Annotated in this window: 17 protein-coding genes and 1 pseudogene; 9 read left to right on the top strand and 9 right to left on the bottom strand. The window is 69.5% G+C overall.

What is annotated here, in order from left to right; translation table 11 throughout:
- Nucleotides 1-625 (top strand): annotated as a pseudogene (locus tag ACWEH3_RS32720) (hypothetical protein); the annotation flags it as partial.
- 83 nt (nt 626-708) lie between these two features.
- On the opposite strand, the gene ACWEH3_RS32725 reads toward ACWEH3_RS32720, so the two are convergent.
- Nucleotides 709-1197: a TetR/AcrR family transcriptional regulator gene (locus ACWEH3_RS32725; RefSeq protein ID WP_452358466.1), complete on the bottom strand. Its 489-nt coding sequence runs from the start codon at nt 1195-1197 to the stop codon at nt 709-711.
- 10 nt (nt 1198-1207) lie between these two features.
- On the opposite strand from ACWEH3_RS32725, the gene ACWEH3_RS32730 reads away from it, so the two are divergent.
- Genes ACWEH3_RS32730 through ACWEH3_RS32745 form a run of 4 tightly spaced genes read left to right on the top strand, consistent with a single transcriptional unit; the run spans nt 1208 to nt 2679 of the window.
- On the top strand, nt 1208-1366 hold the full coding sequence (locus tag ACWEH3_RS32730; RefSeq protein WP_452358467.1) for a hypothetical protein: 159 nt from the start codon (nt 1208-1210) through the stop codon (nt 1364-1366).
- 39 nt (nt 1367-1405) lie between these two features.
- Nucleotides 1406-1858 (top strand): SRPBCC family protein, encoded by a 453-nt coding sequence (locus ACWEH3_RS32735; RefSeq protein ID WP_450025011.1) that lies wholly within the window; start codon nt 1406-1408, stop codon nt 1856-1858.
- A complete protein-coding gene (locus tag ACWEH3_RS32740) occupies nt 1855-2196 on the top strand; it encodes an ArsR/SmtB family transcription factor (RefSeq protein WP_356968549.1) in 342 nt (113 codons plus the stop codon). The genes ACWEH3_RS32735 and ACWEH3_RS32740 overlap by 4 nt, the downstream gene beginning before the upstream one ends.
- Before the next feature lie 39 nt (nt 2197-2235).
- Nucleotides 2236-2679 carry an SRPBCC family protein gene (locus tag ACWEH3_RS32745; protein ID WP_450025009.1) on the top strand — a complete coding sequence of 148 codons (444 nt, stop codon included), beginning with the start codon at nt 2236-2238 and terminating at the stop codon, nt 2677-2679.
- Between the two features lie 147 nt (nt 2680-2826).
- On the opposite strand, the gene ACWEH3_RS32750 is transcribed toward ACWEH3_RS32745, so the two are convergent.
- Nucleotides 2827-3777 (bottom strand): quinone oxidoreductase family protein, encoded by a 951-nt coding sequence (locus ACWEH3_RS32750; protein WP_450025007.1) that lies wholly within the window; start codon nt 3775-3777, stop codon nt 2827-2829.
- 94 nt (nt 3778-3871) lie between these two features.
- On the opposite strand from ACWEH3_RS32750, the gene ACWEH3_RS32755 reads away from it, so the two are divergent.
- Nucleotides 3872-4399, top strand: a complete 528-nt coding sequence (locus ACWEH3_RS32755) for a TetR/AcrR family transcriptional regulator (protein WP_450025005.1) — start codon at nt 3872-3874, stop codon at nt 4397-4399.
- Between the two features lie 38 nt (nt 4400-4437).
- Here ACWEH3_RS32755 and ACWEH3_RS32760 read toward each other — a convergent pair whose 3' ends face one another.
- The 5 genes from ACWEH3_RS32760 to ACWEH3_RS32780 all read right to left on the bottom strand — a co-directional run bounded on the left by ACWEH3_RS32760 (nt 4438) and on the right by ACWEH3_RS32780 (nt 10207).
- Nucleotides 4438-6831: an ATP-binding cassette domain-containing protein gene (locus ACWEH3_RS32760; RefSeq protein WP_450025003.1), complete on the bottom strand. Its 2394-nt coding sequence runs from the start codon at nt 6829-6831 to the stop codon at nt 4438-4440.
- A 79-nt stretch (nt 6832-6910) separates the two neighbouring features.
- Entirely contained in the window at nt 6911-7321 is a 411-nt protein-coding gene (locus ACWEH3_RS32765) for a VOC family protein (protein WP_450025001.1), read from the bottom strand.
- Nucleotides 7322-7326: 5 nt separating this feature from the next.
- Nucleotides 7327-7776, bottom strand: a complete 450-nt coding sequence (locus tag ACWEH3_RS32770; protein ID WP_450024999.1) for a helix-turn-helix transcriptional regulator — start codon at nt 7774-7776, stop codon at nt 7327-7329.
- A gap of 39 nt (nt 7777-7815) precedes the next feature.
- The gene (locus ACWEH3_RS32775) at nt 7816-9120 is read right to left on the bottom strand and encodes a hypothetical protein (RefSeq protein ID WP_450024997.1); all 1305 of its coding nucleotides are present in this window, start codon (nt 9118-9120) and stop codon (nt 7816-7818) included.
- Nucleotides 9121-9886: 766 nt separating this feature from the next.
- Nucleotides 9887-10207: an ArsR/SmtB family transcription factor gene (locus ACWEH3_RS32780; RefSeq protein ID WP_450024995.1), complete on the bottom strand. Its 321-nt coding sequence runs from the start codon at nt 10205-10207 to the stop codon at nt 9887-9889.
- Between the two features lie 656 nt (nt 10208-10863).
- On the opposite strand from ACWEH3_RS32780, the gene ACWEH3_RS32785 reads away from it, so the two are divergent.
- The 3 genes from ACWEH3_RS32785 to ACWEH3_RS32795 all read left to right on the top strand — a co-directional run bounded on the left by ACWEH3_RS32785 (nt 10864) and on the right by ACWEH3_RS32795 (nt 13385).
- The gene (locus ACWEH3_RS32785; protein ID WP_450024993.1) at nt 10864-11802 is read left to right on the top strand and encodes a CorA family divalent cation transporter; all 939 of its coding nucleotides are present in this window, start codon (nt 10864-10866) and stop codon (nt 11800-11802) included.
- A 141-nt stretch (nt 11803-11943) separates the two neighbouring features.
- Nucleotides 11944-12312, top strand: coding sequence for a nuclear transport factor 2 family protein (locus ACWEH3_RS32790; RefSeq protein WP_450024991.1), 369 nt, complete (start codon nt 11944-11946; stop codon nt 12310-12312).
- Between the two features lie 170 nt (nt 12313-12482).
- The gene (locus tag ACWEH3_RS32795) at nt 12483-13385 is read left to right on the top strand and encodes a S1C family serine protease (RefSeq protein ID WP_450025013.1); all 903 of its coding nucleotides are present in this window, start codon (nt 12483-12485) and stop codon (nt 13383-13385) included.
- A 63-nt stretch (nt 13386-13448) separates the two neighbouring features.
- Here the strand turns inward: ACWEH3_RS32795 and ACWEH3_RS32800 are convergent, their stop codons facing one another.
- Nucleotides 13449-14126: a DUF6875 domain-containing protein gene (locus ACWEH3_RS32800; protein WP_450024989.1), complete on the bottom strand. Its 678-nt coding sequence runs from the start codon at nt 14124-14126 to the stop codon at nt 13449-13451.
- A complete protein-coding gene (locus ACWEH3_RS32805; protein ID WP_452358468.1) occupies nt 14123-24415 on the bottom strand; it encodes an amino acid adenylation domain-containing protein in 10293 nt (3430 codons plus the stop codon). Before ACWEH3_RS32805 ends, ACWEH3_RS32800 begins: the two co-directional genes overlap by 4 nt.
- Between the last annotated feature and the right edge of the window lie 36 nt (nt 24416-24451).

Raw genomic sequence — 24451 nt, forward strand, 5'->3', positions numbered from 1 at the left:
CGTCACCGTCAGCGACCTGACGCGCTCTTTCCCTGACCTGGCCCACCCCGCCCCCCACGAAGTCCGCGACCCCTCCCGCGCCGCGGCCCGCGCGCGGGCCGCGCCCGCGCGCGGTCTGGCCGATTCGGCGCGTGCGGACGCGGCGGCCGGTGCGTGCGGCCTCGCCCGCACCGACGCGACGTTCGCGGCCGCACTCGCCGCCACCGCGAGGGAAACCGCCACGCGCGCCCGGAATCTGGCCGAGGCTGCCAACGCGTACGAGCGCGGTCTGGCCGACGAAGCCGTTGTCACCGCGCGGTACGAGGAACCGGGCAGCCCGTCTTCGGATCTGCGCGAGCGCTACCGCACCGAGCCCGCGTTCCCCACCGCGGTGAACGACTCCGTGAAGTGTGCTGGCCTTCTGGCGGCCGATGCGGGTGACGACGCCGGTCGCGCCCGTGCCGCGCGGATCCGCAGTGCCGCGGACGCTCTCGCCGCCAGCGCGGCGACCCGGGCCAACGAGCGTGCGAACAAAGTCCTGCGGATGGCGCAAGATGCCGACTCGGCCGCCGCCGAAGCCACACGAGCCGCCGAGGACGCCACGCGAGCCGCCGACACGTGTTCGGCCACCGACGGCCGCCAGTGAGCTGTCGTCTAGCCGTGTAGCGAGCGGGGCGCCGGGCCGGGACGAGTGCGGTGGCGACCGACGCGGGTACGGAGCGGCCGGTGCTATCGGAGGGCGGTGGGGATGAGGTGGTGGCGGGCGAAGGCGCGGGCGTCTTCGTCGGTGTCGAGGGAAAAGTAGCTGTCCGGGATGAGCAGGAGGGTCAGGGACAGGCGGGCGGCGATCTCGGCGGACGCGTCGGGATCGCTGTCGCCGATGTCGTCGGCGCGGCGGAGTTGATCGGCGAAGAACGCCCGCGCGGCGGCGAGCAGCGTCGCGCCGTAGGTGATGACGAAGGGCTGCCCGCCTTCGTCGGCGAGCGGGATGCGGTTGGTGAGTGGGTCGGCGCGCAGCGTGCGCAGGGCGATCGCGAAGCCCTCGGCGGCGCGGTCGCGGACGTCGGTGTAGTCGGCGACGGCGGTGGTGATGCCGGACAGGACGCGCCGCAACCACAGGGTCGGCGCGGTGGTGACGAGCAGGTCCTTGCTGGGAAAGGCCCGGTAGACGGTGGCGCGATGCAGGCTGGCGCGGCGGGCGAGTGCTGATGCGGACACGGTCGATGCCGTGGTCGCGGAACTCCGCCAAGGCCGCGTCGATGATCCGGTTTGCCTGCGGGCCGCCTTCGACGTCGGCCGTGAGCTGGTCGACGTCGAAGGCGGCGGTCGTCTGCCGGGCACCGCGCATGTGCAACCGATGGTTGCGCTATGCCCCGTGGTCGACTAACGTCAAGCGCAACCAAACGTTGCATATGGAGGTTTGAATATGGAGTACGGCAGCATCGAACGCGAGATACACGTGGACGCCTCGCCCGAGGTGGTCTTCGAGGTCGTCAGCAGTCCGGAGCACATCTCGGAATGGTGGAGCGACGACGCCGAGTTCGACACGGCGCCCGGTGCCGTCGGCGAACTCGTCTGGGGCGACCGGGTCGAGGTCGTCCCGATCAGGGTGGTGCGGGCCGAGCCGCCGCGGTTGTTCTCGTTCCGCTGGTGCTATCCGGGCGGCGCGATCGACGATTCCGCCGGCTCGCTGCTGGTCACTTTCGAACTCATCCCGTCGGGCGCGGGTACCAGGATCCGGCTCACCGAGACGGGGTTCCGGGAAATGGGTTGGGAGGTGGCGAAACTCGAGGAGCAGTACCGCGACCACAGCATGGGATGGGACACCTTCGTCCCCCGCCTCGGGGAGTACATCGTGCGGCTGGTGTCGACGCCGTGACCGCCGCGGTCGACGATGACCTGTGGTCCGCCATCGGGGACCCGATGCGCAGGCGGATGCTCGATCTGCTCCTCGCGGAGGGGAACGGCACGGCCACCAGTCTCAGTGAGCGGCTGCCCGTCACGCGGCAGGCGGTCGCCAAACATCTCGTCGTGCTCGACCGCGTCGGTTTGGTGCACGGCACGCCCGCCGGGCGGGAGCGGCGGTACCGGGTGGACGAGGCGCAACTCGCGCGCGCGGTCGCTCAGTTGTCCGCGGTCGGGGCGGCGTGGGATGCCAGGCTCCGGCGTATCAAGCGCATCGCGGAGGCGATTCAGCGCAGACAAGACCAGCAGTGAGATCACGCGGTTACGAGAACAATGGAAAGAGGAACTGAAATGGTGGACATTCTGCACAAAGTGGGCATCGAGTCGCCGGCGGACGAGGTCTACGCCGCCTTGACCACCACCGAGGGGCTCGCCGGGTGGTGGACGGCCGATACCAAGGGGAACGGCGGCGAACTCGGCGACCTGCTCGAATTCCGCTTCGCGGCAGGGGGATTCGATATGCGGGTACGCGAGCTCGACCCGGGAAAGCGAGTGCTGTGGGAGGTGGTCGGCGGGCCCGATGAGTGGATCGGCACCCAGGTGGACTGGAGCCTCGATCAGGCGGGCGACTACACCACCGTGCTCTTCGCGCACCGAGGGTGGAAGGAGCCGGTGGACTTCATGCACCACTGCAGCACCAAGTGGGCGGTCTACCTGCTGAGCCTGAAATCGCTGATCGAAACCGAGAAGGGCGCTCCGCATCCCCACGACGTCAAGATCGACAGCTGGGATTGACGCGCCGCGCGGGAAGTTCGCGGGCACCTCGACGGCATTTCGCACCGGCGGCATCGCCACCGGTGCGGATGCTGTCGCGCGTCGGCCGGTCGGCGTACCTTGCCGTGAGCCGTTCGAGCTCGACGGCCGCACGTTTCCGATACGCGGTCAGGGGGTGAGGATGGTCTTCCCGATGGCCGTGCGGTCTTCGAACGCCCGGTGGGCGGTCGCCGCTTCGGCCAGGGGTAGCACCGTGCCGATGACGGGGGTGAGTTCACCGCGCACCGTGAGGTCCTCGGCTCGGCGGGCCAGCTCCGGCCACCGTTGCGGGCGATATCCGAGGCTGAAGGGAATCAGCGAGGCGCCGACCGGTAGGAGTTGCTCCGAGCTGATCTCGACCGCGACGCCGCTGGCCGAGCCGAAGACCACCATGCGGGCGTGCGGTTTCGTGAGCAGGCTGTAAGCCTCCCGAGCCGTCTGTCCGCCGACGGTCTCGAGCACGACCGACACCGGACCGGCCTCCTCGGTCCATCCCGGTCGCGTGTAGTCCACGGTGGCATCGGCGCCGAGGTCGGCGGCCAGCTGCCGCTTCGCGGCCCCGCTCGCACCGGCGACGACCCGGGCTCCGGCTCGTTTGGCCAACTGGATCAACAGGGTTCCGATTCCTCCGCCTGCCGCCTCCACCAGAACCGTGTCCTCAGGCCCGATCTCCGCGGCTTCGATCAATCCCACGGCCGTCGCGCCCTGGCCGAGCAGCGCGAGGGCCTGATGCTCGCCGAGGCGATCGTCGAGCGGTACGGCCGCCGCTGCCGAAATGCGCACCAGCTCCGCGTAACTGCCGGAGGCGACCGTGCCGACCACTCTTTCGCCGATGCGGCGGGTCTCGACGCCGGGACCGACCGCGGCCACCGTCCCGGCTACTTCGATGCCGGGCGTGTGCGGCAGTGGCAGGCCGAGCGGATCCGGGACCACCCCGGCGCGCACCTGCACCTCGAAGTAGTTGACTCCGGTCGCCGTGGCTCGGACGAGCAGCTCGCCCTCGCCCGGCGTGGGATCGTCGACCTCCTCGACTCGCAGCACTTCCGGGTCGCCGTACTCGTGATAGCGGACTGCGCGCATGGGATCTCACCTTTCCGGATGCGGACTATCGGTCCGTTTAGCGTGCCGCTATGATACGGACTATCGGTCCGCTTATGTCAACTGGAGGTCAGCGATGCGCGCCGACGCCGAACGCAACCGGGCCGCGATCCTCGCCGTAGCCGGGCGTCTGATCTGCGATGAGCAGCGCGACAACGTCTGCATGGACGAGATCGCGGCAGCCGCGGGAGTCGGGAAGGGCACGCTGTTCCGCCGATTCACCGACCGCGAAGGGCTGATTCGCGCGCTGTTCGACGACCGGACCGGACGGGCTTGGGCGGCCGTTCGCGACCTAGCCGCGGATCCCGCCGTGCCGGTGGACGAGCGGATCTTGACGTTCGTCGCCACGGTGTTCGACCTCACGGTGGTCGAGTTGCAACCGTTGACGCGCGCCCTGCCCGACGGCTGCCGGTCCGAGACCTGGGCGCCGTGGCGCGCGCTGCTGGCGGAGTTGATCGCCCAGGTCGTCCCGGACGCCGACGCGGAGTTCCTGGCCATGGCGATCTTCGCGAGCATGCGTCCGGAGATCACCGACATGACCTCCCCGCAACGCCATCGGGAGGGCGTGCTCGCCTTGACGGCTCGCGTTCTCGGGTCAGGGTAGCGGCGTCGATCGCCGCCACCCTGCTCGCGAGCGCCCGGTCAGGCGCCGACGTAGGCCGCGAGATGTTCGCCGGTGAGGGTGGAGCGGGCGGCGACGAGGTCGGCGGGAGTGCCCTGGAATACGACCCGGCCGCCGTCGTGTCCCGCCCCGGGACCGAGGTCGATGATCCAGTCCGCATGCGCCATGACCGCTTGGTGGTGTTCGATGACGATGACCGACTTGCCGGCGTCGACGAGCCGGTCGAGCAGGCCGAGCAACTGCTCGACATCGGCGAGATGCAGGCCGGTGGTGGGCTCGTCGAGGACGTAGACGCCGCCCTTCTCGGCCATGCGCGTGGCCAGCTTGAGCCGTTGCCGCTCGCCGCCGGACAGCGTGGTCAGCGGCTGACCCAGGCTGAGGTAGCCCAGCCCGACGTCGGCGAGCCTGCTCAGGATGGCGTGCGCGGCCGGGGTGCGCGCGGCCTCGGTGCCGAAGAACTCCTCGGCCTCGAGCACCGACATCGCGAGCACTTCGCTGATGTCGCGGCCGCCGAGGTGGTATTCCAGCACCGACGCCTGGTATCGCTTGCCCTCGCACTCCTCGCAAGTGGTGGCGACACCCGCCATCATCCCCAAGTCGGTGTAGACGACGCCCGCGCCGTTGCAGGTGGGGCACGCTCCTTCGGAATTGGCGCTGAACAGCGCGGGCTTCACCCCGTTGGCCTTGGCGAACGCCTTGCGGATCGGCTCGAGCAATCCGGTGTAGGTCGCCGGATTACTGCGCCGCGAGCCGCGGATGGGCGCCTGATCCACCGCGACCACGCCTTCGCTCGCGGGGATCGACCCGTGCACCAGCGAACTCTTGCCGGACCCCGCCACGCCGGTGATGGCGACGAGCACACCCAGCGGAATGTCGACGTCGACATCGCGCAGGTTGTTCGCTTTCGCGCCGCGGATCTCGAGCTTGCCGCTCGGCTCGCGCACGGTGGCCTTGAGCGCGGCCCGGTCGTCGAAATGATGGCCGGTGACAGTGCCGCTGGACCGCAGCCCCTCGACGCTGCCCTCGAAGCAGACGGTGCCGCCCGCCGTGCCCGCCCCCGGCCCGAGGTCGACGACATGGTCGGCGATCACGATGGTCTCCGGCTTGTGCTCCACGACGAGCACCGTGTTGCCCTTGTCCCGCAGCCGCAGCAGCAGGTTGTTCATCCGCTGGATGTCATGGGGATGCAGGCCGATGGTCGGCTCGTCGAAGACGTAGGTGACGTCGGTGAGCGAGGAGCCGAGGTGGCGGATCATCTTGGTGCGCTGGGCCTCACCGCCCGACAGTGTGCCGGAGGGCCGGTCCAGCGAGAGGTAGCCCAACCCGATCTCCACGAACGAGTCGAGAGTGTGCCGCAGCGCGCCCAGCAGCGGCGCCACCGACGGCTCGCTCAGGCCGCCGACCCATTCGGCGAGGTCGCTGATCTGCATCGCGCAGGCGTCGGCGATGCTGATGCCCGCGATCTTCGACGAGCGCGCCGCTTCGGTGAGCCGGGTGCCGTCGCACTCGGGACAGGTCGTGAAGGTGACCGCGCGGTCCACGAACGCCCGGATGTGCGGCTGCATCGCCTCCCGGTCCTTGGCCAGGAACGACTTCTGGATCTTGGGGATCAGCCCCTCGTAGGTGAGGTTGACCCCCTCGATCTTCACCTTGGTGGGCTCTTTGTAGAGGAAGTCCTGCATCTCCCTCTTGGTGTACTTGCGGATCGGCTTGTTCGGATCGACGAAACCCGACTCCGCGTAGACCCGCACGGTCCAGAAGCTGTCCGACTTCCAGCCCGGAATGGTGAACGCGCCCTCGGCGAGCGACTTGGAATCGTCGTAGAGCTGGGTGAGGTCGATATCGGACACCGAGCCCCGGCCCTCGCAGCGCGGGCACATCCCGCCGGTGATGCTGAAGCTGCGGCGCTCCCTCACGGTTTTTCCGGAACGCTCGGTCGTGACCGCGCCCGCCCCGCTGATCGAGGCGACATTGAAGGAGAAAGCCTGGGGCGAGCCGATGTGCGGCTTTCCGAGCCTGCTGAAGAGAATGCGCAGCATGGCATTGGCGTCGGTGGCGGTGCCGACGGTGGATCGCGGGTCGGAACCCATGCGTTGCTGATCGACGATGATCGCGGTGGTCAGCCCCTCGAGCACGTCGACCTCGGGCCGTGCCAGCGTCGGCATGAAGCCCTGGACGAACGCGCTGTAGGTCTCGTTGATCAGCCGCTGCGACTCCGCGGCGATCGTGCTGAACACCAGTGAGCTCTTGCCCGAGCCGGAGACGCCGGTGAACACCGTCAGCCGTCGCTTCGGGATCTCGATGCTGACATCCTCGAGGTTGTTCTCGCGCGCGCCGTGCACGCGGATCAGGTCGTGGCTGTCCGCGGCGTGCGGCGCGGGCGACCGCGTGTCCGTCGTCGTGGCCGTGCTCATCGTGTCTCCATCTGTCGGGCGGGGCCGCCTGCGCGGTCGGCGTCGCCGGGCTCGGTTCGATCAGTTCGCGCCGGGCGGGTCAGCGCCGCTGCTGGATGCGGATCAGGTTGCCCGCGGGATCGCGGACGGCGCAGTCGCGCACCCCGTACGGCTGCTCGGTCGGCTCCTGGACGATCTCCGCGTCGTTGGCCGCCAGCCGATCGAAAGCGCCGTCCAGATCCTTGGTTGCCAGCAGGATGCCGCCATAGGTGCCCTTCGCCATCATCTCGGTGATGGTGCGGCGCTCGTCGTCGGTGATGCCGGGATCGGCGCCCGGCGGATGCAGGACGATGGAGGTTTCCGGCTGGCCGGCGGGGCCGACCGTGAGCCAGCGCATCCCTTCGTACCCGACGTCGTTGCGGACCTCGAAGCCGAGGATGTCGCGGTAGAAAGCGAGGGCCGCGTCCGCGTCGTCGTGCGGCAGGAAGCTCGCGTGAATGGTGATGTCCATGGCAGTCAGGCTAATTGCGGCTCGGTAACCGGTGCTTCTCGATTCCTGATCGGTCTGGTCACCTGTTTCGACACGCACGAGGGCATCCCCGCCGTGGCGCGGGCCGCCTCGCGCCGGTAGACGCTCGGCGGCACACCGACCAACTCGGTGAAGCGGGTACTGAAGGTGCCCAGCGACGAGCAGCCGACCGCGAAGCACACCTCGGTGACGCTGAGGTCGCCACGACGCAGCAGCGACATCGCGCGTTCGATGCGCCGCGTCATCAGATAGGAGTACGGCGACTCGCCGTAGGCGAGCCGGAACTGACGGCTGAGGTGGCCGGCCGACATGTGCGCGTCGCGCGCGAGCGCCTCCACGTCCAGCGGCTGCGCGTACTCGCGATCGATGCGGTCGCGAACGCGGCGCAGCCGCGCGAGGTCGTGCAGGTGCTGCGTGGCGGCGGGTCGGCTGGTCACTTACGCGATCGTGCCACATCGCGGTGACAAGCCGGGGGGCTACCAGAAGGTCGCCGAGAGCTCGTACTCGGCGAGCGCGGACCGCACCAGCTCGGTGAGCTGCTCGGTGTCCAGCAGGGCAGGCGGGTGGAACCCCATGACGCGCATCGTGATCTTCTCCGCGGCCTCGACCAGCGCCACGTACAGAGTGCCGCCGCGTTCGGTCACGACGCTCCGCGAGTCGAGGCTCTGATTGACCAGGCCGAGCATCATCGCCGAGGCCGGGCGGCCGTCGATGCGCAGCATTTCGGGGTCGAGCTTGCCGAGGCTGGAGCACACCGTAGAGGTGGGGTCGGTGGCGGCTTGCCGCGCCAGCCGGGCATACCGTCCGCGCGGCAGCGCCACCGCGATCGGGACCAGCGGCGGGACGTCCTGTCCGCTGGCCGCGGCCACGGTGAGCTTTTCCTTCATCACCGCGCGCAGCGGAGCGAGGTCGGCCGGTGCGCCGTCGTGTACGTCTATTTCGAAGGCGATGGAGGTCAGAGCGTTCGCCCGAAAATCGTCGGCGGTGCGGGTGCTGACCGGCATCATCATGCGAACCCGGCCCTCTTCGTCGGTGCGGCCGACCTCCGTCGCGATGGCGGTCATCATCGCCACCGCCAGGGTGGTGCCGGTTCCGCCTCGGGCCCGTGCCGCCGCATGCCACAGCTGCGCTGGGACCGTCGCGGTGACGGTCGGAAGCCGGAAGTCCGGCGCGTCGTCGGCGGGCCCGGCCCCGCCGCCGCGCCCGGTGACGGCCAATCGCAGCGCCAAACCGGCGGCGGAGGGTAACGACCTGGCTCGCCGCGCGGCATCGCGGAGATCACCGGCGAGCAGGCGCATCCGGCCGAATTCATCGGTGCGGTAGGACAAGTCGAGTCGCTTGCCCGCGACGGCGTCCGTGATCGCCGTGCAGAACGCCTGGCCGTCCGCGAGCGTGTGGGAAACCAGCAGCGACACCGCGCTTTCCCCGTTGTCGAGCTGGGTTGCCGCCAACCGCCATGCGGGCCCGCCGAAGGTACGCAACTCGGCATTTCCCTGTTCGGCGATCCAGGCCTCCAGATCGCCCGAGGGAATGGGCTCGTCCGCGACCTCGAGCGGGCTGAATTCGACTCGGGTGGTCCATCGGTCCCCGGCGGCGGGGATCGTCGCGGGCGCGACCGCTCTGCCCAGCCTGCCGTGCCGCAACGCCTCATGAAAATGCTCGAGCGCCGCCAGATCCACCGCACGGTCGTAGCGCCAGACCGCTTGTATCGCCAGGGTTCCCCCTAGCGCGGAGTGCCCACGCGCACTCACGCAATCGATATCGGTCAGGCGGTAGGTCACGCGAATCTCCCCTCGAGTACCGGACACCGGGGCAGGTCCGCACCGGCGTCGTCGCCGCCACAACTCGGCGCTACGACGATGAAGATCGCTCGCATGTCCGGTTTCGAGCTGTTCGGCCAACCAAGAGCATCCGGCCTGGCAACGCCGTGGTCAACCCTACTGGCGGGTTCGGTGATCACGGCACCCGGTGATGCGCCGCGCGCCGGGTTCCGGCCGCGGACGGGTTCGCTGTCCAGCGCGAACGGCTGAGCCGCCCACTGTCCGGCCGACCTGCGGAAGGGACGTCGGAAGTGGCGAGGCGGCCGAATCCGCGACCGCTCGAGCTGGACGTTCGACCACTTCAGCAACGAATGGGGACTGTCGCCGGCTTCCGGTGCAGTCGGGCACCCGGAGCGTCGGCGGTGCAGATCCGCCGGGCATGTCGTGCGGACTCGGTAGCCGACCACGGCGCCAGCGCGGTCGGGAACGTCAACTCACACCACGACAGCGCAGGCACGGTCCCTCCGGCGAGGGTCGCGATCAGCGAGAATCCGACGTCATTCCCCGCCCACGCGGCCAGCAGCCACGCCGTGTCGAGCCTGCAGGAACTCGTCGGTGCTGTCGGGTGGTCCGGGGCGGGCGTCGACCGCCAGGTGTACGACGGCGTGGCGTAGGTCTACCTGCGTGGCGACGTCTGGCGGTTGCGTGCGGTGGGCCAGGGTTATCCGACGGATCTCGCGGTACTGGCGCGCCGGTACGGGGTGGATGTGGCGGAGTGACGTCCGCGTCAGTCGTGGTGTCCGCGGTGGTGGCGGAAGGCCAGGCGGACGAGGTCGGCGATGTCGGGGTCGGTGATCGCGTAGACGTGGCGTCTGCCATCTTTGTGGGCGTGGACCAGACCGGCGAGTTTCAGTTTGGCCAGATGCTGGCTCACGGCGGGCACGGACTGGCCGACGACGGCCGCGAGGGAGCCGACGTCGCGCTCGCCCTGCGCGAGCAGCCAGAGTATCTGCAGACGCGCGGTGGCGGCGAGCATGCCGAAAACCGCCGCGGCGTCCGCCAATCGGTCCGCCGGGATCGGTCCCGGCGGCTCGCCGTGCTGGGTCACGTCCGCCTCCAAAACTGTCGGTAGGGTGGCACGGCCGTGACCGGCTGTGCAACCAGGTGGCCGCCGCCGTGGCGCCGAAAACCGCTGTCGTCCGCGGTCGTCTGCTTCGCCACTGTCGCTGGATTTCCATCGGGTGGCGCGCTGTCGAACACTTGCGCAACTGATTGACGTACCCCGATGGGCGGGTTTCTAATGATGGATGGCGCAATTCGTGCGCCGGTCGACCGACGAAGCGAGGTGAGCGGCAGATGCCGGATGACAGTATCGACGTCTACAGCCGGGCCGCTCTCGCGAAACAGGTTGCGCCGGCGCGTCGTTGATCCGCGTGCGTGATCGCCCGCCGGGCAACGGCGCCCATCGGCCGACGCGGTACGGACCTCCACCTTCGTCATCTCTCCGGCGCGTAAGAGCGGCGCGTCCGGGTTCGGCCGATACTGGCCACCGACCCGCGGCGCCGCCCGATCACGTCGCTGCTCGCCCCTGCGTGCGTCCTCGGTACCGGAGGAGTGCGCCAGCCCCGCACGACAGCAAGTATTGGAGCACCCGCTATGGCCACATTGCCCGAGAAGGCCGAAACATCGCCTCGCACAACGGATCCGGAACGGCGACAGCAGGCCGGATCCTCGGTGCGCTCGTTCCGCGGGCAGCGGTAGTCGATGACGACCTTTCTCAGTGCCGTGACCGCCGACCGCTTCGATACCGAAGTGCTCCAGCAGCATTGGATTCCGCTCGCCGCCGACGACGCCGACACCGCGGCGGTGCTGCGGGAACGGCTCGGCATCGACTTCACGTCCGCACGCGATCAGGTCCTGGAGACCGACAGCTTTCGCTACTTTCCGGTGACGGCCGGATTCCAGCGTGGCGAGAACATCGAACAGGAGACGATCGTCTTCGCCTTGGGCGGTGAATTCCTCGTGACGCTGCAGCCGTCCGAGCATTTCGTCCCCTTCGACAAGGCGGTCGCGAAGATGCGCCGGGACCCGGCGCTCGCCGGTTCCGCGCACGGCGTGATGTACGCGCTGCTGTGGGCGCTGAACGAGGCGTCGGAGCGGGTGCTACATCATGCGGGTGACGCCATGGAGGCGTTGCGCGACGAGATCGAGCACACGATCACGGGCCGGGACCGGCGCGAGATCGAGCTCGCCGACCCGCGCGGCGTGATATCGCGGATGAACGCGACCGAACGCACCGTCTCGCGCACTCAGGAGACCCAGCGGCAGCTGGCCCGCGCCGCGCGACATCTGATGGCCGACACGTCACCAGGGAAGGCGGAACTCGACGAGGCGATCGGCATCCTGCTCGACGACATCGACGGGGTGGGACAGTATGCGCGCTCGGCGTACGACAAGGTCCGCTTCTTGCAGCAATCCGTGACGATCTGCCTGAATGTGCGGCAGCGCGAGATCGTCAAGGTGTTCACCGTCACCACCGCGGTCGTCCTGCCGCCCGTTCTGGTCGTCGGCTGCTACGCCGCAGGTCTCCTCGACATCGCCGAATTGCCCTGGCAGGTGAGCCTTTTGATCACCGTGCTGCTGGCTCTGGCGGCGGTGGTGATTCCATCGGCCTATCTCGAGAAGCGGGGCTTACTGCGCTGAGCCCTCGGGCGCGCGCGCTTTTCCGGCGATCATTACCTCGCGCGTAATCGACTCGGGGCGCGCGGCGCGGCAAGGTTGGAGACAGCCGATCGGAAGACCCGAACGGCTGACGAAAACCATTACCGCACAGGAGGATTCATTATGTCGCGCTACGAGGAAGCGGTCGATCGGTACTTCGCCGCGTGGAACGCCACCGACGAGGACGCCAGGGCCGCGGCGGTGGCGGCCGCGTGGGCCGAGGACGGCGCGTACACCGATCCGCTCGCGGAGGTGCGCGGGCACGCCCAGCTGACGGCGGCCATCGGGGGCGTGCAGGCGCAGTTCCCCGGGTTCGAGTTCCGTCGCCTCGGCGCGGTCGACGGCCACCACGACATCGCCCGCTTCTCCTGGGAGCTGGTCTCCGCGGCCGACGGCAGCGCCCCGGTCGCGGGTTCGGACGTGATCTCCCTCGGAGCCGACGACCGGATCACGAGTGTGCACGGTTTCCTCGACCGGGTGCCCACGGCGTAACGGTGGCCGGTGCCGGACCTGCGATCCGTATCCCGGCGACACGCCCGGTGCACCCGCGGCCGGGTTGCGCCTGCGGCGAACACCGTGCGTCGTCCGCGGCACGAGGGCATCCTGGACGAAGTAGTGCAATTCCGGCAAACAGGGTGGTGGTCGGCGTGGACAACGCCGCGATGGATGCCTACTCCCGCACGGTGATCGCGGTGGCGGCGTCGGTGACGCCGCACGTGGCCAGCGTGCGGACCAGGCGGGGCAGCGGATCGGCGGTGGTCTTCACCGACGACGGGTTCCTGTTGACGAACGCGCACGTCGTCGGCGCGGCCCGCGCGGGTGAGGTGGTCTTCGCCGACGGGGTGGAATCCCGCTTCCACGTCGTCGGGGTGGATCCCCTGTCGGATCTCGCGGTGCTGCGCGTACGCGCCGGCGCGCCGGACGCGGTGCCGCTCGGAGATGCCGACCAGTTGGTGGTCGGCCAGCTGGTGGTGGCGGTGGGAAGTCCGCTCGGCCTGGCGGGTTCGGTCACCGCGGGCGTGGTGAGCGCGCTCGGGCGCGCGGTTCCGGTGGCGTCCCGCCGCGCCGGCCGGGTGATCGAGGACGTGATCCAGACCGACGCCGCGCTCAATCCCGGAAATTCCGGTGGCGCGCTGTCGGACTCGGCCGGCCGGGTGGTCGGCGTCAACACCGCGGTCGCGGGCATCGGGCTCGGCCTCGCCATCCCGATCAACGCGACGACGCGCCGGATCATCGGCACGCTGCACACCGAGGGGCGCGTCCGGCGCGCGTACCTCGGCTTGGTCGGCGTGCCCGCGCCGCTGCCCGAGCCGGTCGCCGCGCGCACCGGGCAGGCCGCCGGGGTGCGCATCGTGGAGGTGGTCAGTGGCGGCCCCGCCGAGCTGGCCGGGCTGCGCCGCGGTGATCTGGTGCTGAGCGTGGCGCGGTCGCAAGTGCGTGACGCGCAGGGGATTCAGCGGCAGCTGTTCGCCGAGTCGATCGGCGTGCAACTGCCGGTCACCGTGCTGCGCAACGGGGCCATGGTCGACGTCATCGCGGTCCCGGTGGAACTGGTGGCGGACTGAGCGCTGTCCAGCCGGTCGCCGGGACCCGCTCGGCGGTGGTCACCGGGCGTTCGCACCACCGACTCACGAAGTGTCTTTCTGGGCGTCGATTGCCTGTTCGAGTCTGACGGACATGGCCGTGGCGACGAATCCGGGAATGGTAGGAGCGAAGAGCCTGAGGTAGGTATCGATCCATTCGTGGCGCGCGACGAGGAACGGATAGTCGGTAGGGGCCATGTGGCGTACCGCGAGGATGGGCAGGGGCGCGTCGAGCGCCGGGAACGCCGGATTGTGCAGGCCGGGGTAGGTGCAACCTGGATAGAACTGCCCGATCATCAGACCTTTGTCGACGAATTTGGTTTTCTGTTGTCGTTGCACCGCGTCGATCGAGGCGTAGTCGGTGAGGTCGGGAAAGACCGCGAGAACTGCCTTGAACAGTGACTCGGGCGTCTCCTGCGGTGGCAGGGCCGGGAACAGGTCGTACAGATCGTCGGCGATCGCGGTGATGCGCCCGATATCGATGTCGTGTCCATCGAAGTAGGCGACCCACAGGTACCTGTGCGTGATGGCGTGGCTGGTGTAGGGGCACACAGGGCCGGGCCGACCGAGATCCGGGTGGGGATGGCACAGGTATTCGCGGGTCCACCGACGGAGTTCGGCGAACCTGGGGTGGTCGGCGAGGCCTGTTTCCGCGTCGGGAGCGAAAAGGTTGACCGGCTGGACGCTGGAGCGTGTCCCGACTATGGGGTCGGTGTTCATCATCTGCTGGTCCTTGCTGAGATCGGAGGCTCCGGTGAGGGGACGAGGGTGCGGCGGAAATGCTCGGTCAGGGTTGATCCGATGACGCGTAGCGCCTCGGGGTCGGTCATCCTTTCGTGCGGGACGGCTACGCGGTGTTCGAAAATGCTGCCGGTGAGGTACTCCTGCCACGCGAGAGATGGAGTGGGGCCGTCGTCCGGGCGGCCGTTGGCGGCGCTGAAGTAGAGCAGATCACCGTCGAAGAGTGCCGGTCGATGATCCCGGGTGAGGTCGATGAGCCGGGTGTAGTCGCCATGCAGAACCGCCAGATGTTCGGGCGTGAGGGCGGTGAAGAGACCGCCCTGCCGGTGCAGCAGGTCGGTCGCGGCCTCGACGGTGAAGTCGGCCGGAATTCGGAAACCGGCCACGCCGCCGAACTCGGCGAGCAGGTCCCTGAGGGTGGGTAGGGGAGCTTGCGCGCTGCCCGCATCGACTACGCGCGTGTCCATCATCGCCAGGGTGGCCACGGGTTCGCCCTCGCGGCGCAGTCGCACGGCGATCGCGTGCGCGATGGTGCCGCCCAATGAGTAGCCGAGCAAGTGATAGGGGCCGTGCGGCTGGACCGCCCGGATCTCCCGCACGTAGCGGGCGGCGAGTTGGTCGAGCGTGTCGAACCGCGCGGTGGGGTCGCTCAGCGCCGGGGATTGCAGCCCGTGGACGGGTCGCTCCGAGCCGAGGTGCTGCACGAGTCCGCTGAAACCCCAAGCCAAACCGATGGCCGGGTGGACACAGAACAGTGGCGGCTCCGCGCCGGTCGCGCGCAGCGGAAGCAGGACGGCGAGCGCGTCATGGGGGTCGGGTTCCTCGATGCCGTGCAGCCGGGCCTGGATGCGGCGGGCCAGCGATTGCGGTGTCGGGTCGCTGAAGATCCACTGAATCGGCACGGGCACCCCGGTGGACTCCTCCAACCGCGCCACCAGCCGGGTGGCGGCCAGCGAGTTGCCGCCCAGGGCGAAGAATCCGTCGTCGCAACCGGCTCGTTCGAGCTGGAGCGTTCGCGCGAACGCCTCGCAGACGGTGGCCTCCAGCGGTGTGGACGGCGCACGGAACGGGGGGCGGTCCGGCGCGGGCAGGGCTTTGTAGTCGAATTTGCCGGTGCTGGTGAGCGGGATCCGGTCGAGGACGACGATGGCGGTGGGGATCATGTGGGTGGGCAGGCGGGTTGCGAGGTAGGTGGTCATGGCGACGGTGTCGGGTGTGGTGTGCGGCATCGGTACGACGTAGCCGGTGAGTTGGCCGGTGCCGTCGGGGCGGGTGTGCACGGTGACCGCGGCGTAGGCGATGTCGGGGTAGCTGCTCAGCGCGGATTCGACCTCGCCGGGTTCGACGCGGTTGCCCTGGACCTTCAACTGCAGGTCGCTGCGGCCCTTGTATTGCAGTCTTCGGTCGGCGGTCCACGCCACCAGGTCGCCCGTGCGATACATCCGCGTCCCGGGCCGGCCGTACGGGGCGGGGACGAATCGGCTCGCGGTGGTCGCGGGTTGGTTGTGGTAGCCGCGGGCGAGGCCCGGTCCGGACAGATAGAGTTCGCCGACCACTCCGAACGGAACGGGGCGGAGCTTGCGATCGAGTACGACGGCGGTGAATCCGCGGATCGGGCCGCCGATGGCGATCGGGCCGTCGACGGTGGTGGACAGCGGAGTGCCCGCGCAGCTCACGACCGTGGTCTCGGTGGCCCCGTAACTGATGAGCACCGTGCGGCCCGGCGTCCATCGCGCCGCCAGCTCCGGTGGACACGGCTCACCGCCGATGACCAGAGTTTCGAGTCCGTCGGGATTCATCGCGGCGAGCATCGTCGGGGTGAGCGCGGCATGGGTGACGTGTTCCGCCCGGACCAGCTCGGACAGCCCGGTGCCAACCGGTGTGGGGGCGAGGATCAGCGTGGCTCCGCCGCAGACGGCGCTGATCCATTCGAGGATCGAGACATCGAAGCTCGGCGAGGCGACAGCCAGTATCCGAGAGGACGGAGTGATGCCGAACCGTTCCCGTGTGTCCGCGGCCAGGTTCGCTATCCCGGTGTGTGTGACCACGACGCCCTTCGGGGTTCCGGTGGAGCCGGAGGTGTAGACCAGGTAGGCGGGGTGCTGTGGTCGAAGTGGGGCAGTTCGGTCGGCATCGCTGATCGCCGCGGGGGATGCCGCTGCCGACATCGCGGCGAAGGAGGGGCTGTCGAGGGTCAGCCAGCTGATGGTGTCCGGCAACTGGTTTCGGTAGGGCTCGCGAGTGAATCCCACGGTGGCACCGGAATCCGTCAGGATGGTGGTGCTGCGCTCGCGCGGATGGCTGGGTTCCACCTGGACGAACGCGCCGCCGGTCTTGGCGACCGCCCACACGGCGATCATGGCGTCGATGGAGCGAGGTAGGGCTATGGCCACGAACGATTCCGGTCCTATCCCGGTATCGATCAATACCCGCGCCCACCGGTTCGACGTTTCCTCGAGTTCGCGGTAGGACAGTCGCGCGTCGCCGTAGACCACCGCCTCGGTCTCCGGTTCCATCGCGGCGGTCAGCACTTGCGGCAACACCGACATCACCGCCCCGTGCGGCCCGCGAACGGGCACCAGCGCGGCCTGCTCGGCCTCCGACAGCAGCTGTAGCCGGGTGAGCGGCAGGTCGATGTGTTCCGCGACGGTGTCGAGTACGCGCAGCACCCGGTCGGCGATGGCGTCGATCTGCTGTCGGGTCAGCAGATCGGGCAAGTATTTGAAGGTCAGGTGCAAGCTGTCGCCCTGGTGCACGATCAGGCCGAGCGGATAATGCGCGGCATCCCGTCCGTGCACACCCAGGACACGCATTCCCGCGATATCGGTGTCTTCGGACAATCCGGCCGAGTCGATCGGGTAGGACTCGAAGGCCGTCACGGTGTCGAACATCGCGCCAGGACCGGCGATGTGCTGGATCCGGGCCAGGCCCAGGTGGTGATGGTCGAGCAGCGCGGCTTGTTCGGTCCGGATTCGCCGCACCAGTTGGGCGAGGGTTTCCCGGTGGTCCAGCCGGACCCGCACCGGCACCGTGTTGATGAACAGCCCGACCATCGATTCGATGCCGGCGATCTGGGGCGGGCGCCCGGAGACGGTGGTGCCGAACACCACGTCCTCGCGGCCGGTCGCGTTGGCCAGCACGATTCCCCAGGCGGCCTGAACGAGGGTGTTGAGCGTGACCTCCTGCCGATGTGCGGTGGCGACCAGGGCCGAGGTGCGGTGTTCGCTCAGCTGGACCCGCACTTCGCGCGTGGCGGTGATGTGCCTGCGGCCGCGATCCGCGACAGCGAGGAGAGTCGGCTCCGACACGCCCTCGAGCGCTCGCGTCCACGCGGTTTCCGCCGCGCTCTGATCTTGGGCGTGCAGCCACGTCAGGTAGTCACGGAAGGGACGGCCCGGAGCGGGCGCCGTGGCGTCGTCGTCACAGGCGTAGAGGGTCAGCAGTTCCCGGATCAGCAGTGGCGTCGACCAGCCGTCGATCAGGATGTGATGCATGCTCCACATCAGCCGGTATTGCTCAGGGGCGATGCGCACCAACGTCATTCGCAGCAGCGGCGCCGCGGTCACGTCGAAGCTGGCGCGCCGGTCGGCGGCCATGAACTGCTCCAGTTCGGCGGCGGAGTCCTCGTGCTCGGCCAGGTCGACGAGGGTGAACGGCACGTCGACGTGCTTGTGCACGACCTGGACCGCTTCACCCGCGCCGTCGCGCACGAACGCGGTCCGCAGGTTGGGGTGCCGTCCGACGAGCGCCTGCGCGGCGCGGCGCAGCCGATCGGCGTCGACGTGTCCGCCGAGTTCCATACACAGTTGCACGATGTAGGCATCGAGGGCGCCGTCCGCGAGCTGGGCGTGGAACAGCAACCCCGTCTGCAGCGGCGTCAGCGGCCAGATGTCCTCCAGAGCCGGGTGCAGGCGCTCGAGCCGGTCGATCGTGTCCTGGCCCAGATCGAGGAGGTCGAGGTCGGAGGGGGTGAGCCCGCCCGCACCGGGCCGGGACGCGTGGTCGGCCATCGCGGTCACCGCGTCGCGCCACAGTTCCGCGAGGTCGGTGACCTCGTCGGAGGTGAGCGGGCCGGTCGGATAATCCCAGGCGGCGGTCAGAACCGGCCCGTCCGCGGTGTCGGTGACGACCGCGTTGACTCCCAGCAGGGACGCGACGGTCGAGTCGGGGTTCTGGACTCCACCGCCTCCGGCGGGCATCCACCCGGCCTCGCGCAACGCTGCGGGAATGGTGTCGTACCTGCCCATATAGTTGAAGCTCACCTGCGGTATGGGTAGCGCACCCAGGATGCGGGCGGTATCGGCGTCGAGGTATCGCAGCACTCCGTAGCCGATCCCGTGATCGGGGACCTGCCGGAGTTGTTCCTTGACCGATTTGACGACGGCCCCGGCGGCGGGTCCGGCGGCGAACGCGTCATCTATGTCGATGCCGGACAAGTCGAGTCGCACCGGATATGTGGTGGTGAACCATCCAACGGTGCGCGAGAGGTCGGCGCGCGGGAGCACCGCGTCGTGGCGGCCGTGGCTTTCGAGGGTGAGCAGCGTTTCCGGCGCGGTGTCGCCGCGCTCGCGCCGCCACCGGGTCAGTGCCAGAGCGAGACCCGCGATCAGCGCGTCGTCCACGTTGCCATGGAAAACCTCCGGCAGCGTGGTGAGCACCGCGCGAGTCGCCGCGGTGGGCAGCGTCACCTCGACGGTCGCGACGGTGGCCTGAACGTCCACGGCCGGGTCGATCGCGCGTGCGCCGATCGGCGGGTCCGCGACGTCGAGTGTGGAGCGCCACCAGTCGAGTTCGTCCCGCCGTGCGCCGGCGGTGTTCAGCGCATGCGCCCAGCGTCGCATCGAGGTACCGACTGGCGCGAGCCGCGGTGGTTGACCCGCGCTGATCTGTGCCCACGCGATCGCGAGGTCGGGAACCAGGATGCGCCACGAAACGCCGTCGACGACCAGGTGATGCGCGACGATCAGCAGCCGTCCCGGCTGTCGCGCCCACTCGAACCAGACCAGTTGCAGCACGACTCCTGCCGCGGGGTCGAGGCGCTCGGCCGCGGCGTTCGCCTCGGCGTCGGCGATCGCGGCGAAGTCGCTGCTGTCCGGTGCCGCGGTTACCGCCACGCGCCGGATCAGCCCCGTGGCGGGTGCGGCGGTCGGCGATACGTGCAGCGCCCAGCCGGACGCGTGCGCGGTGTCCGGGCGTAGCCGGGCTCGCAGCATGTCGTGGTGTTCGAGCACCGCTTGGACGGTGGCGCCGATTCCGGCGCTGTCGATACCGGCAGGCAGCGTGAGCATCGCCCACTGGCTGAAACGGTCGAAGCCGCCGCGCTCGAACATCCAGCACATGATCGGCGTCAGCGGTATCGGTCCCACGCCTCCGCCGGGCAGTTCGGCGGGCAGGGCGGTGGCCTCGGTGCTGTCGCGCACGGCGACCCGGGCCAGCTCGGCGACCGTTCCGTGCTCGAACACGTCGCGCGCGGAGAACAGCAGATCCGCCGCCTTGGCGCGCGCGACCAGCTGAATCGCCATGATGCTGTCGCCGCCCATGGCGAAGAACGAATCGTCCGCGCCGACCTCGTCGAGTCCGAGCACCTCCGCGAACAGTCCGGCCAGCGTCGTCTCGAGCTCGGTGGCCGGTGGCCGGGATCCGGCACGAGGGGTGAAGTCGGGCTCGGGCAGAGCGGTGCGGTCCAGCTTGCCGTTGGCCGTCATCGGTAGCGCGTCGATCGCCACGACGGTCGCGGGCACCATATGCGAGGCCAAGCGCTCCGCGGCGAACTCGCGAACCGCGTCCGTGTCGAGCTCGGCCCCGGCCTCGGGAACCACGTACCCGATCAACCGGTTGCCGGTGACCGCGCCTCGGCGCACGGCTGCCACCGCGTGCGCCACACCCGCGTATGCGAGCAGCGCCGATTCGACCTCGCCGAGCTCGATGCGGAAACCACGGATCTTCACTTGAGAATCCGTCCGGCCCATGTAGTCGAGCGTCAGATGTCCGGTCGGCGACCGCAGCCACCGCACCAGGTCACCGGTCCGGTACATGCGCTGCCCCGGCCCCGCGAACGGATTCGCGACGAACCGAGACGCGGTCGTGCCCACCCGGTTGCGATAGCCGCGCGCCAAACCGGGACCCGCCAGATACAACTCGCCGACGACTCCGACCGGTACCGGCCGCAACCAGGTGTCGAGCACGATCTCCTGCACCCCGCGGATCGGGCTGCCGGTCGTCACGGCCTCACCCGCCACCAGCGGGCGCCCGGCGTCGGTCTGGATCGTGGCCTCGGCAGGACCGTAGGTGTTGAACAATCTCCGGCCCGGCGCCCACCGCGACACCAACTCCGGTGGGGGCTCCTCGCCGCCGATCACGACCGTACCGAGGCCCCCGAGCCCGGCCGGATCGACCGTCGCCAAGGCCGTTGGCGTCAGCGCCGCGTGCGAAACCCGCTCCCGCGCCAAGATTTGCGCCAGCTCGTCCCCACCGTAGACCGTCGGCGGCGCGATCACCAGTTGCCCGCCCGTCGCGAACGCCCAGAGGTATTCGAGCACCGCAGCATCGAAACTCGGAGACGCGGCATGCAGCACCCGCGTGCCCGGCCCGACACCCAACCGCGCGCATTGATCGTCCACCAGATTCGCCAGCCCCCTGTGCGACACCACCACCCCTTTCGGCTCTCCCGTCGACCCGGACGTGTAGACCACGTACGCCGCGTGGTCGGCCCGCACCGGCCGTGTTCGCTCGTCGTCGCTCACCGGCGCTGCCGGGAATCCCGCCAGCTGCGCTTCGACCGCCGGTTCGTCGAGCACCAGCCATCGCACCGATCCGGGGAAACGATCCCGCCACCGCGACAGCGTGATCCCCACCGCCACACCCGAATCGGTGAGCATGTACGCGATGCGGCCGGCCGGATACTCGGGGTCCATCGGCGCGAACGCCGCCCCGGACTTCGCCACGGCCCAGACCGCCAGCACCGACTCGACCGACCGCGGCAATCCGACCGCGACGCTCGTCTCCGGCCCCGCTCCCAGCCCGATCAGCATGCGTGCCAGCCGATTCGACTCCGCATCCAGTTCGCCGTAGGTCCACCGGCGATCGCCGCACACCGCCGCGACCGCACCCGGATCGTTCGCCACCGCCGCGGCCAGCAGATCCGGCAAGACCTGCGCCGACACCGCCGGACGACCCGCCACCGGCGCCAACTCGCGGTATTCCGCGGAGGACAGCAGATCCAGCCGGGACAGTGGTAGATCCAGGTCGGTGGCGACCGCGCCCAGCACACGCAGAACTCGACGCAGCGTCGCATCCATCATGTCGTGGTCGAAGAGATCGGGCAGGTACTTGATGTCGAGACGCAATCGCGTGTCGACCTGGGCGACCACGCCGATCGGGTAGTGCGCCGCGTCGGCGCCGCTCACATCGAGCAGCCGCATGCCCGCGATATCGGTGTCCGCGGTGAGCCCGCCACGATCGACCGGGTAGGACTCGAACACCGTCATCGTGTCGAACACCGCTCCCGGCCCGGCCACCCGTTCGATGTCGGTCAGGCCCACGTAGTGATGATCGAGCAGCGCGGCTTGTTGGGCCTGCATCCGGTCGAGCAGCTGCCCCAAACTCTCGGTGCGGTCGAGCCGGACACGCACCGGCAGCGTGTTGACGAACAGCCCTATCATCGATTCGACGTCCGAAAGTTGCGGAGGCCGTCCGGAGACAGTGGTGCCGAAGGTGACATCCGTCCGGGATGTCAAGGCGCCCAACACGATCGCCCAGGCCGTCTGGACCACGGTGTTGAGGGTGACTCCGCGTGCCCGCGCCAGGTTCGTCAAGTCGGCGGTCTGTTCCTCGGTCAATTCGCCGAAGACATCTCGTGATTCGGTGTAGCGGCGGCGGGGGTCGGACGGAGCCATCAGGGTCGGCTCGTCGGCGCCGTCGAACGCACGGGCCCAGGCGTCGAGCGAGGCGGTCGGGTCCTGCCGCACCAGCCACGCCAAGAAGTCCCGATAGGGTCGGACCCGAGGGAGCATCGCGTCGTCGCCGTCGGTGGCGTAGAGCACCAGCAACTCCTTCACGAGCAGCGGCGTCGACCAGCCGTCCAGCAGCAGGTGATGGTTGGTCAGCACCAACCGGAAGCGTTCCGGCCCGGTGGTGACCAGCATCCAGCGCAGCAGCGGGGCGCGCGACGGGTCGAACCGCGTCGCGCGGTCCGCGGCCATCAGCCGAGTCCACTCTCGATCCCGTTCCCCGTCGTCCAGCCCGGACAGGTCCAGCTCCGTCCATGGCGCCTCGAGGTCTTCGTCGACCACCTGCACCGGCCCGGTGTCGGTGACGAACGCCGCGCGCAGATTCGCATGCCGGTTCAGCAGCGCCTGCCCGGCTCGGCGCAGCCGCCGCGCATCGACTCGCCCACCCAGTTCGAGGACCAGCTGGACCACATAGGCGTCCACCGACTCCTCGGCGAACAGCGCATGGAACAGCAATCCCTCCTGCAACGGAGTCAACGGCCAAACATCGCTCAGCGCCGGATATCCGGTCTCGAGCCGCTCGATATCGGACTGGGTGAGATCGACGAGGTCCAGATCCGATGGCGTCCGTCCGCCGGTCCCGGCACGGCGGCTGTATGCCGCCAACGCGGTCAGTACCCGGCGCCACGACTCCGCCACCTCGTGCACCTGGTCGGCGGTGAGCACCCCGGCCGGATACGACCACCTCGCCCGCAGCCGCCGCCGGTCACCGTCGTCCAGGACGAGGGCGTTGATGTCGAGCACCGCCGACATCGGCAGGTCCGGATCGAGCGCACCGGTGAACTCGGCGCCCGAGAGGTCCCCGCCGTCGTCCACCGGTAGCCATCCGGCCGACGGTGCTCCTCCGGGCACCTTCGTGGCGACGCGGCCGAGGTAGTTGAACCCGATCTGCGGTGTCGGCATGCTCTCGAGTTCCGGTCCGGTATCGGTGTTGAGATACCGCAGCAAGCCGTAGCCGATCCCGTGGTCCGGGACCTTGCGCAGCTGTTCCTTCACCGACTTGACCGCTGCCCCCAGCGCGGGTCCACCCGCGGTCGCGTCGTCGACATCGATGCCGGAAAGGTCGAGGCGCATCGGGAAACTCGTGGTGAACCAGCCGACCGTCCGGGCCAGATCCGCGCCGGGGACCGCGCGCTCCTCGCGGCCGTGCCCTTCCAAACCGATCACGACGTCCGCGAGATCGCCGGACGCGACCGTGTCGCGCTCGCGCCGCCACTTCGTCACCGCCACCGCCAGCGCGGCCAGCAGCCCGTCGCTCACCTCGCCGTGGAATGCCGCGGGCACGGTGGTCAACAACGCCTCGGTCACCTCGGGGGGAACATCGATCTCGACCGTGCGGGCCGTGGCGGCCACATCGATCGCGGGGTCGAGGGGGCGCGATCCGATCACCGGATCGTCTCCGGCGGCCATCGCTTTCCAGAACCCGAATTCGGCGCGCCGCTCGGCGCTTGCGGCCGATTCGACCAGCCCGTGGGCCCACCTGCGCATGGACGTCCCGACCGGGGCCAGCTCGGGTGGTTCGCCGGACTCGATCCGCGCCCACGCGATCGCGAGATCCGGCACCAGCACCCGCCAGGACACTCCGTCGACGGCCGTATGGTGCGCCACCACAAGCGCACGGCCCGGCTCCGTCGTGGCTACCGGGTCGAACCAGACCACCTGCAGCACGACCCCGGCGCCCGGGTCGAGCCGGTCCGCGGCGGCGTCCAATTCCGCCGCCGCAGAAGCACGGAACTCGGCGCTTCCCGGCGCTTCCGGCATCGCCACCCGACGGATGACGTCCTCGGCTCGAATCGTCCCGGCGGGTAAGGCTTCCCACGCCCAGCTTCCATCGTCGGTCGGGCGCAGCCGCGCGCGCAGCATGTCGTGCCGATCGAGTACCGCCTGCACCGTGCCCACCAGCTGTTGCCGGTCGATCCCCGGCGGCAGTCCGAGCAACACCGCCTGCGAGAAGCGGCCGAACCCCGACCCCGCCCGCTCGAGCAGCCACCGGACGATCGGCGTGACCGGCATCGGCCCCACGCCTCCGCCGGGCAGTTCGGCCGGAAGCGCGGTCGCCGCGGTGCCGCCGCGGACGGCGACCTCGGCCAGCCCGGCGACCGTCTTGCGGTCGAACACGTCGCGCGGGGTGAACACCACACCCGCCGCCCTGGCTCGATTGACCAACTGGATCGACATGATGCTGTCGCCGCCGAGGGTGAAGAAGGAGTCGTCGAGTCCGATGGTGTTGGTGTGGAGTATGTCGGTGAATGCTTGGGTGATGGTGTGTTCGAGGGGTGTTCGTGGTGGTCGGTAGGG

The sequence above is a fragment of the Nocardia sp. NPDC004718 genome (assembly GCF_053601535.1).

What these genes read in the sequence shown, in the direction of transcription:
- ACWEH3_RS32750 (WP_450025007.1), bottom strand. Translation starts at nt 3,777, where the DNA reads ATGCGCGCAGTCCGCTATCACGAGTACGGCGACCCGGAAGTGCTGCGA.
- ACWEH3_RS32765 (WP_450025001.1), bottom strand. Translation starts at nt 7,321, where the DNA reads ATGGACATCACCATTCACGCGAGCTTCCTGCCGCACGACGACGCGGAC.
- ACWEH3_RS32745 (WP_450025009.1), top strand. Translation starts at nt 2,236, where the DNA reads ATGGTGGACATTCTGCACAAAGTGGGCATCGAGTCGCCGGCGGACGAG.
- ACWEH3_RS32785 (WP_450024993.1), top strand. Translation starts at nt 10,864, where the DNA reads ATGACGACCTTTCTCAGTGCCGTGACCGCCGACCGCTTCGATACCGAA.
- ACWEH3_RS32735 (WP_450025011.1), top strand. Translation starts at nt 1,406, where the DNA reads ATGGAGTACGGCAGCATCGAACGCGAGATACACGTGGACGCCTCGCCC.
- ACWEH3_RS32790 (WP_450024991.1), top strand. Translation starts at nt 11,944, where the DNA reads ATGTCGCGCTACGAGGAAGCGGTCGATCGGTACTTCGCCGCGTGGAAC.
- ACWEH3_RS32755 (WP_450025005.1), top strand. Translation starts at nt 3,872, where the DNA reads ATGCGCGCCGACGCCGAACGCAACCGGGCCGCGATCCTCGCCGTAGCC.
- ACWEH3_RS32795 (WP_450025013.1), top strand. Translation starts at nt 12,483, where the DNA reads ATGGATGCCTACTCCCGCACGGTGATCGCGGTGGCGGCGTCGGTGACG.
- ACWEH3_RS32800 (WP_450024989.1), bottom strand. Translation starts at nt 14,126, where the DNA reads ATGATGAACACCGACCCCATAGTCGGGACACGCTCCAGCGTCCAGCCG.
- ACWEH3_RS32760 (WP_450025003.1), bottom strand. Translation starts at nt 6,831, where the DNA reads ATGAGCACGGCCACGACGACGGACACGCGGTCGCCCGCGCCGCACGCC.